The sequence below is a fragment of the Hallella bergensis DSM 17361 genome, assembly GCF_000160535.1.
GTDB lineage: Bacteria > Bacteroidota > Bacteroidia > Bacteroidales > Bacteroidaceae > Prevotella > Prevotella bergensis.
The window spans coordinates 647561-657117 of record NZ_GG704780.1; the positions used below are offsets into that span (position 1 = coordinate 647561).

At 38.4% G+C, this 9557-nt stretch carries 9 protein-coding genes and 1 pseudogene; 4 read left to right on the plus strand and 6 right to left on the minus strand.

Going from position 1 to position 9557, the window contains the following annotated elements; all coding sequences use genetic code 11:
* From HMPREF0645_RS02460 to HMPREF0645_RS02470, 3 genes are all read left to right on the plus strand, one after another.
* Nucleotides 1-125 (plus strand): helix-turn-helix domain-containing protein (locus HMPREF0645_RS02460; RefSeq protein ID WP_044123149.1); only part of this gene is annotated, 125 nt, incomplete at its 5' end.
* A 7-nt stretch (nucleotides 126-132) separates the two neighbouring features.
* Nucleotides 133-444, plus strand: a complete 312-nt coding sequence (locus HMPREF0645_RS02465; RefSeq protein ID WP_007173254.1) for a helix-turn-helix domain-containing protein — start codon at nucleotides 133-135, stop codon at nucleotides 442-444.
* Between the two features lie 345 nt (nucleotides 445-789).
* On the plus strand, nucleotides 790-1209 hold the full coding sequence (locus HMPREF0645_RS02470; protein WP_007173255.1) for a plasmid mobilization protein: 420 nt from the start codon (nucleotides 790-792) through the stop codon (nucleotides 1207-1209).
* Nucleotides 1210-1284: 75 nt separating this feature from the next.
* Here the strand turns inward: HMPREF0645_RS02470 and HMPREF0645_RS14400 are convergent, their stop codons facing one another.
* Nucleotides 1285-1431 carry an IS1/IS1595 family N-terminal zinc-binding domain-containing protein gene (locus tag HMPREF0645_RS14400; RefSeq protein ID WP_081411464.1) on the minus strand — a complete coding sequence of 49 codons (147 nt, stop codon included), beginning with the start codon at nucleotides 1429-1431 and terminating at the stop codon, nucleotides 1285-1287.
* 552 nt (nucleotides 1432-1983) lie between these two features.
* On the opposite strand from HMPREF0645_RS14400, the gene ltrA reads away from it, so the two are divergent.
* Nucleotides 1984-3390 (plus strand): group II intron reverse transcriptase/maturase, encoded by a 1407-nt coding sequence (ltrA, locus tag HMPREF0645_RS02475; RefSeq protein WP_007173256.1) that lies wholly within the window; start codon nucleotides 1984-1986, stop codon nucleotides 3388-3390.
* Between the two features lie 183 nt (nucleotides 3391-3573).
* Here ltrA and HMPREF0645_RS02480 read toward each other — a convergent pair whose 3' ends face one another.
* From HMPREF0645_RS02480 to HMPREF0645_RS14405, 5 genes and pseudogenes are all read right to left on the minus strand, one after another.
* The gene (locus HMPREF0645_RS02480) at nucleotides 3574-4659 is read right to left on the minus strand and encodes a M12 family metallopeptidase (protein WP_004348468.1); all 1086 of its coding nucleotides are present in this window, start codon (nucleotides 4657-4659) and stop codon (nucleotides 3574-3576) included.
* Nucleotides 4660-4669: 10 nt separating this feature from the next.
* Nucleotides 4670-4978 (minus strand): hypothetical protein, encoded by a 309-nt coding sequence (locus tag HMPREF0645_RS02485; protein WP_007173257.1) that lies wholly within the window; start codon nucleotides 4976-4978, stop codon nucleotides 4670-4672.
* Nucleotides 4975-5604, minus strand: coding sequence for a hypothetical protein (locus tag HMPREF0645_RS02490; protein WP_004348469.1), 630 nt, complete (start codon nucleotides 5602-5604; stop codon nucleotides 4975-4977). The genes HMPREF0645_RS02485 and HMPREF0645_RS02490 overlap by 4 nt, the downstream gene beginning before the upstream one ends.
* 9 nt (nucleotides 5605-5613) lie before the next feature.
* Entirely contained in the window at nucleotides 5614-8658 is a 3045-nt protein-coding gene (locus HMPREF0645_RS02495; RefSeq protein ID WP_004348470.1) for an esterase/lipase family protein, read from the minus strand.
* Between the two features lie 351 nt (nucleotides 8659-9009).
* Nucleotides 9010-9267, minus strand: a pseudogene (locus HMPREF0645_RS14405) (helicase); the annotation flags it as partial.
* Nucleotides 9268-9557 lie beyond the last annotated feature (290 nt).

A 9557-nucleotide genomic window follows, 5' to 3' on the forward strand; every position in this document is an offset into this window, starting at 1 on the left:
ACATCAGCAAACGTACCCTGCAATCCTATCGCGATACGGGTAAAATACCCTTCTCCATCATTGGGCATAAATGCTATTACAAGGAGAGCGACATCACGGAGTTATTGAACGCAAACAATGAATGAATGAACTATGGCAGAGAACGAAATCGTTACACAGAAAAACCCTCAGATGCAGTTGTTTTCACAACTGATGGAGGGAATATTGAAGAAATTGGAGCGGTATTGCGCTACCGCCCGTCCGATGCTGGGCGGAGAGGTTTACCTCACTGGCGAGGAGGTTTGTAGCCAATTACGGCTCAGTACACGCACGCTCCAAGAGTACAGAAACTTAGGAACGCTTCCTTTCTACAAAATCGGAGGGAAGATACTATACAAGCAGAGCGACATACAGACAATGCTTGAAAGGCATTATAATCCAATACCGCAGACAGGTAAGTTATGAGTTAAGTTAAGACATCAGTCGCGACTTAAGTCAAATGGTCAGTTATAACTTTGGTCAAGAAATTAGTTTCGACCTAAGTCAAAATTAACTTTAGTCAAAAACATGTCAGCTCATAAAGTCAGTAAGTCAAGAAATTAGTCTAAACTTATCTCTTGATTTACTTCTTGAACTTTGAACTCTCGTCTATTAAAAGCACCCCAGAAAGGTTACTTTATGGAACATAACAAACTGTCTCTTTCTTTATACTGGCAAGGTGTGTCTTTGTACCACAAATTGCCATTTGTACCACAAAGACCCTTGCCCCGAAAGGGGATTAAATCACTCCAAAGTCGTGATTAGAAAGCAATGAAAAAGCAGAAACAAAAGAAGCCAGACGGCAGATGTGCCACCTGCCCACGATGGGACAGATGGCACATTAGGATACCTAATTCCGAAGACCAGCAGAAGCTTATCAGACTCTACCGCAAGTCGGGAGCAAAGACAAAGAGCGACTTTGTCCGAGCAAGGCTTCTTGGTGAAACTTTTAAAGTCATCACGGAAGACCCTTCAAAAGAACCTTACTTAGAGAAACTATCAGAAATCGTTGCCTTGGCTCATAAGATAGGTATTCTGTACAACGAAGCCGTGAAAGTCCTCAATACTTATCATTCTGTCGCCACTGCGCAACAACTGCTCAGCAAACTCGAAACTTATTCCCAACTTCTTATCAGACTGCAACAGCATGCACTGTTTCTGACAAAATCCCTTAAGAATAAACAAGAATGAATACTGATAAATCATAATACCCAATATTCGTGCCGTACTGCGAATGCCCAATCCCTCTTTGGTCAGTTATCAATGTTAGGAAGAAAGGCTTTGTATGTTGTAGACTGTAATAAAACGGTTTTGACAATTCTTAAATCGGTAGCGTTGTTTACCTGTACTACTTTTACCACTTATGACAATATTGGTAGAGTGGCAATGCGGACATTGAAACTCAACTCCCAATCTGGAGCGTAAAGTGCGAAACGTTTTTGTAAGGTCATTTTATCTTTGTTTGGGGTTACAAAAATAGCAAAAGGCAGAGGATTTATCCTCGCCTTTATGCTTATTATGTACGCTCGGCATGAGCATTATCTAACGGGTGGAAGTCCCGAGTAAGCCCTAATAGCGGGAATTACATAGCCAAGAGCAAGGGTGTTCATCGTGAGATGAAATCTGAAGGAAGCTGGCGGCAAACATCTGACCTAACGAACAGAAACTTCATATAAGGCATATAACCATGGATAAGATTGCATAACAAATCAAAGTCCTATAGCTATTCGGAATGGTTGGTGGAGTTTCCTTGAGCTTAGCGAAAAAATGAAGTAGGTATAAGATGGAAAGATAATGTTCTTATCCGAGGAGGTCTCACGGACGTTTCAAATAGTTGTTTTTACGAAAGAAGCGGAGTAAAGCTTGCCGTGAGAAGTCAGCAGACGCCATAGTAGTGGAGTACTCGATAGCGCTCCATGAAGGGCTGAACCTATATATTAAACGATAGTAATTGAAACATACCTTATGAAGGCAAGAATGCAGAAAACATTATCCCAAGTTAATGGCTGTCCCCAAAGAGATAGGTCGGAAACCAAATGGTATGGGGGAGTGCAGACCTTCATGTGGATGTGCGAAGACAACATCGTGGAAGTACCATTTGACAAGGGACACCTCCTCGAGCAAATCCTTAGCCCTGCAAATCTCAACCGAGCCTACAAGGCTGTGATGAGAAACAAGGGATGTGGTGGTATCTACAAGATGTCATGTGAGCAGCTGCATCCATGGCTCTTAACCAATAAGGATGTGCTCATCTGTTCCTTGCTGGACGGCTCTTACCGTCCGAACCCAGTCAAGAGGGTAGAAATACCCAAAGACAACGGCAAGATGCGCCTTTTGGGAATACCTACAGTGGTAGACCGCTTGGTGCAACAAGCCATCAACCAAGTACTGACTCCCATCTATGAGAACCAATTCTCCACGACGAGCTACGGCTTCCGACCGAGAAGAGGATGCCATGACGCACTACGAGGAGCGCAAAGGATAATCAACGAAGGCTACATATATGTAGTAGACCTTGACCTTGAACGCTTCTTCGATACCGTGAGCCATAGCAAACTCATAGAAATCCTCGGTCGTACGATAAAAGACGGCAGAGTGGTCAGTCTTATACACAAATATCTCCGAAGTGGTGTAATGAACAAAGGCTTGTTTGAAGCGAGCGAGGAAGGAACTCCCCAAGGCGGACCGCTAAGTCCATTGTTGAGTAACATCATGCTCAATGAATTGGACAAAGAACTTGAACGCAGAGGGCTTCCCTTTGTACGTTATGCCGACGACTCGATGATATTCTGCAAGTCCAAAAGGGCTGCAATGCGAGTAAAGGAGAGTATAACCCGATTTATAGAGAAAACTCTATATCTCAAAGTCAACAAGGAAAAGACCGTAGTGTCGTATGTGCGCGGAGTGAAATACCTCGGCTACTCCTTTTATGTAATGAACGGCAAATGCCAACTCACGGTACACCCAAAGTCCAAAGCCAAGATGAAGTCAAGGCTAAAAGAACTGACAAGTCGCAGCAACGGATGGGGATATGCCAAGAGAAAGCAAAAGCTGAAAGAATACATAAGAGGTTGGGTAGGTTACTATCACCTTGCCAATATGAAACGTCTCTTACTTGACACAGATGAATGGTTAAGACGTAGAATTCGCATGTGTATATGGAAGGCTTGGAAGAAACCCAAGACAAAAGTGGCAAACCTCATCAAATGCGGTATCAATCAATACAAAGCATACGAATGGGGTAATACTCGCAAGGGTTATTGGCGAATAGCTGATAGTCCTATTTTAACAAGGGCGATAGATAACAATAAACTACGCTCAGCAGGTTATGCCACTTTAATGGGGTCGTATCTCGAATGGCACCCAAAATAGGAACCGCCGTATGCGGAACCGCATGTACGGTGGTGTGAGAGGTCGGTGAACACGAAAGTAGGAGATAAGCACCTATGATTAGTGTTTACCTCCTACTCGATTACTGACATTAATATCAACAGAAACTGTGTTTATTTACAGAGTCCACATTTTGAATTAGCAAGAAGTGCTTTTCCCACTGATCTACCATGCTACTCGAGTTAAACGTCCTTCTACTGGAGGTTCACCATACAGTCCTCTCTGAGAATTAATTTGGTTTTGTAATTGCAATCTTTCTTCCTCTGTCAACAACTTTCCATATTGGTTATAAACATTTTTATCTAGTTCCGTATAGTTGTCCTTGCGAGCAATATATGGAAGATAATGAGAGTTCAAAAATAGCTTATCTTGTGTTGACAGAGTATAGTTAATCGCTATATCAAGCCCAGTCTTAGTTGTTATTGTATTGGAACCGTTCTTTGAAAAGTCCTTAGATGAAGCTAATGTGATGGACGAGGTATCAAAGTTTCCCATAGTAGTATAATTACTTTTTATCTTGTCGAACGCAGACTTACAATTATCTTTTACATTCTCGAGATAAATCTTGACATAATTATCACGATCTGGCCTCTGTTGTTCGTTAAACATACCTGCAGCATTGCAGAAAGCGTGCAAGAAAAAGCGTTTAATCTCATTTGCATCTGCATTTTCAAGCCATGTAGGTACATTGATATATTGTTCACCGCCAACGAGACCATAACTTCCACTACCTTCTCTTCCTGCATCCATACGAACCGCTATGTTTGGTAGTTTTATATGGTATGGCTCAAAAAACTCTTGATCCTCAATAGAATTATAGAAACGCACATTTGTTTGCTCCTCTATTTCATCAATAGCAAGAATTGCACCGTCCTTTATCTTCATCGGCAGCTTTAGCATTTTTACCCTGAGCATGGTCCAATATTGCGCAGGATAAGAGCCCCATATCCCCATAGCTCTTGTTGACGCTGAGATACGGGGGTCGTCAAACACTCCCCAACATGCAGAGATACTAGGAGCAATGATGGATGACCAAGCATCCTTCTGAGGAATCTCTCCATAGGGAGAACCTGTACTCGCCAATAATACTTGCTGTTCTTGACTTAGAGTAGCTACATAAGCTACGTGTTCAACACTTTGAGATTCAACAGTGGGCGTTGCTTCCTCGTTTGAACACGAAGTAATCATTACTCCAGACAATGCTGTCATAATAATGATGATGGCAACATTGATTCGATTGTTTGTACGCATAGTTTTAAATTTATTTATTGTTGTTCATTTGCTCTACATTATGAAGAGCATTATTATACAGTTCAGACGAAATACCCAAAATCTCAGCATCATCTTTTGTAAGGTCAAGATAATATCGACCATTTGCAAAACGAACAAGATTATTCAGCATATTCCCTTTATCTATTTGACTCCGATATATGCTAATACTATCAAGCGGAGATAATCTACTGTCAATGGAAACACCTCTGTCACTGACATTAGGGTAAATATCATCATAACAAGATGTGAAGGAAATTGTCATCATTACCGCCAATAAAAAGAAAATAGATTTTTTCATTGCAATGTTATATTATGAGAGGTTAGAACATCTGAGAAATGAGCCTTCACTGTGTATGAAATTGACAATTTTCCTTGTGAATCAAGATATATATTGCCTTCGAGCTTGTTAGATTGCCTATCATATCTATCAAAGGTCACGTAGCCATCAATTGACGTTGTAAGTAGGTAATATTTACTATAATCAAAAAAAGCAGCAATTCCATTTATTCTTTCTCCGCTATTATTGACCTGACCCAAGAAATGCATGAGATGATAGTCGGTTGTTCTGTCTTCATCGTATTTCTCGTTTTTGGTTAAGAGGTATTCCTTATTTAGTACAGGAAAGTTTTCATTTTGGGGAATAATGAAGGCTCCTACTAATAAAACTTTATTGGTATCATTCCTCAAAGCAAATTGAAATGCAAAGATACTATCATTGACCACTCCCAACCTGTTAGAATTCGGCATAAGAGTGAGTGTGGGTTGGACAGGTAGAAATGCGTCCTGCAAGGAAAAATAATCTCTATAGTTGTCACCATTGATATTAGCTTGACAATAGACAGTCAATGCCCCATCTTTGTCTTGTTTACAACTTGCAAAAATGCTTAATGACAAGACTGCGAATATAATTTTAATCGTAGACATATTCAATGCTTATTTTAATGAAACTGTTACTGGGATAAATTGTATAAACTTGTCTTCGGGATTTAGCAACGCTATTGTATAAAGGCAACTTTTCCCTATTGGAGTATTACTTGTTATAAAATTCATTTCCTCTTGTGGCAGAATGTCTTTAATAGACATTTCTCCACGGGAAACTGGTATTGTATAAGTACTACTAAAGGGACTGTAAACAGTTGCTTTTGTAGAAGTCCATATGGCACTTTGATATTGATCTGGTAACGAAGCATCTCGAGTTAAGTAGATTTTTCCATATTTATAAGAATATGGTGTCCCATCATCTTTATACAGTTTTTGTGCTTTATCCATTAACAATCTATTATTAGAAGCATAAAACACATCCTTAGCTTCACACTTGATATTTTGAATAGGAGACTCATTACCGTTAAGGTCAACGACTTTAAGGTAGACTACGGCATTCTTACCATCTAATGGTACAAACACCGAAGGACTGTTGGTGTCTATCCAATATATATTTTGATTAGGAAACTTTACGCCCCATCTAAATGTTAATATCTCGTTTATTTTATCAATATCATTCTTGTATAATTCACCAAATGATTTTGCTTCTACCAAAAAGCCATTTGGTTCGTGACTTGAAGAGAGAATATAATTTGGCATTCCAACATAGACAGCTTTACTATAAGTGATGCCATTATATCTACATGAAATATAAAAAACGCCATTCTTCAATACAGTCAAGACACCATTCTGATCAATGGTTCCTATAGAGGGGTCTGTAACAGACCATGAAACACCATCAGATATGCCTTTTAGCATGTATTTGGCACCACTATAACCGAATGAGGGACCATCAATGACTTGCGTAATCTGTGACAATATCCAATTTTGAGCTTCTTTTGAGAAAACCATATGCTGTTTGGATGCTTCATTTGACTCCATGAACACATTGCCACCAAAAGCACTTTCTGAAGGACTGGGCATTTTCATAAAAGACTGGGTAGAAGTCGGATTTCTATGAGCCAATGCACTAGATGCAGGAATGAATGGAATTTTTCCAGATACACCATAAGCAGCATAAGCATAGCCTATATAAGGCACAAAGCCACCAACATTGTCACCCTTACTAGTAGAGAGGTAGTTTACAACAGAAGAAGGATATGTATCATACAAAAAATTACTATTATAGTATCCTTCGTATTTGAATACACTTTTCGTAATAGGTATAGTCCACAGGAAATCTTTTTCAAAAGATATTTTTATATTATTAACCCTTTGACCCACAGATGTTCCAGGTAGACATTCAAAAGTTAAATCGGCTGATGTTCTGCCAGGAAGTGCTGTTATTAATCCTAAGATTATATCTTCAAAACTAACGCCTAATGCAATCCCTGTAATAGGTGAAAATGCATCAACCCATGAAAAAGATCCTACATCGCCATTTGCGCTAATATAGCTTTTGGGCACATAGGCTGTGTTATAATCACTATTTGAAATACCAAGCATTTGGAATTGTTTCCCTCTGTCTCCATTTGGGAACCCAAGCTTATCTAATTCCTCCTGCCATTGAATGTGCAAGGAGTTGTTTAGATGTCCTGCAGCATCTATACTATTACAGAGCATCTGTTGAGCTGCTGTAGAAAAAGCCATTTTTTCTCCTAAACTCAACATATCGGAAACATCTACAAACTTGTTTATGAGTTTGTCAATAAGTTTTTTGTCATGTAAAAATTTCCTTATACCATAAAAACCATGTAAAAGTCCCATTGGGACATTTGCACCTAAATGTGGAGAATCATAGCTTACATATGTTCCAACATTGTGTTTCTCACTTTTATTCTCCATGGTTTTAAGTGCATATCTGGCTACTAATCCACCCATACTATGACCTACTAAAAGAGTAGGACTACTATTCTCATCAGACATATTATTTATTGTCTCAATTACCTTGATTAAAGTATAGGCATTTGCTTGGATATATTGTTCTGGGGTATTCCAATCTACATAAATAAAGTCGTAATCGTTATTCTTAACGAAATCATTCCAATCTTTATAGTATGCAGAAACGTATGAAAGACGATTTACCGTATTATTCCTTAACCGCGGGTCAAATCCCTCGACAAAAATAAAAGGCTTAGATATTTTTCCATTCCATCTTTTAGATGGAATTATAGTTACGTCTGCCTTTGTTGAAATTCCTCTATAAGCATCGCCCATTATAGAAAGTTGCATTGGTTGCGTGTATAGTGAAGCTCTAGTTTTGTTCAGATTATTGTCAACAATTACATCCAACCAGGTTGTACTTATACTTGCGTTTCCATCGGAAGCGATAATTTTGATTCTTATTTTATGACGTCCATTTTGTAATTTGGCATTAGCACTAGAATTATACACATCAATAAAACCTTTACCATAATCTACTTCAACTCTTCTAATGCCTGTATTTGTAAGAGCCAAATCTTTGTGATAGTAAAAGGTTATATTATTTGTGTTGCATACATTTTGTAGAATACTTCCTGCGGTTACATTCTTTACCTGAAAAGCTTTGGGATTATTACATTTTACAATTCCATTTGTATAAGTTATACTCCCATCCTTTAAAGCATTAGCTTTTATTTGGGCATAATCATAAGACAATGCACAGATGTTAATCCGCCCATCTTGAGAAGATTTGATTCTATTTTTGTATATTTTATCATACGTTTCAAAGGGATTTCCATATAAGTATGCCGACCTCAATGTTTCTACCAACCCCACATAAGTTTTCAAATCGCACTCTTGTTCAACGTTCTTACCATTAGTGGGACTGAATTTTGACAAACTTTCATACTCTTCTGCATAGTCCAATAAAAAACCCGTCGGTACAATCTTCCTATCGAGCTTACCAAACATCTGATCCAATTGCACTCTAAGGTCAGAGGGATTGCCTTTATTTACAAGACTTTGAGCCCACAAGATAGGAATGTTTAAGAGAATTAGGTAAATGAATGCACAAAAACGAACCCTGATAAGCTTTCGCTCATCATTCAATGACAAATGCTTGTTTACGTGTTTCATATAAAAGTTAACTTTGTGGTTTCTAGTATGTACAAACTTAGTATTTCAAATTGAACCTGCAAACTTTTTGTTGTATATTTATTAATATTTAACGATTCGTATGGCTATTGCTGAATAGTTACATATGGAAATGACAGGAAGAACAAGTGAAGAGAAAGTTGATATGGTATGAAATGTAAGAAACCAACAAAAATAAATGTCTGATTTTCATTGGATGGCACTGTCATATTTATTACCTTTGAAGCTGTAATACAAGGTTCTTTGAAACATTGCAGAATAAAGAAAGGGAAAGAAACTCGCTCGTTTCCAAGTCGTAACCCTTTTACCCTTTATTCATTCTTATTTTATTGGTTATCTGAAAGATACAAATTTATTGAATCTTTTGCGGGCGTAGTCAGTTGCAATGAGCATCTTTGCCTTTTCCTCACTCTCACTCAGTGGTGCACGTCCCAAGAGTGTGGCATTGCCCGTCTTGGCGAACTCCATCAGTTTGCCGATAAATACTTCCTGCTCTGGCGTGGGCGGTATGTTGTGCAGTATCTCGTTTTTCTCGGGACGGTCGATACCGATGTCCTTTGCCGTGCGAAAATCGCAAATCTCCGCATAAAAGTAATAGAAGCGAATGTAATCGGCTGATTACAAAAGGAAAGCATAAATAAGAATAATAAAAGGTGAACGATTTGGAAACGAGCGAGTTTCTTTCTCCTTCTTTCTTTTGCAATTCCTCAAAGAACTCTTTATTCTTGTTTGCAAAGATATAAATTTTTCACAAGAAGGTATACGGATTTCAAGAAATTCATAGAAAACTTCACTGTATGAAATTGGAAAAATTGGAAAAATTATTAAAATCATAGAAAAAAGATGCTGAAAAATTTGTTGTAAACCTCAAATTCGCAACT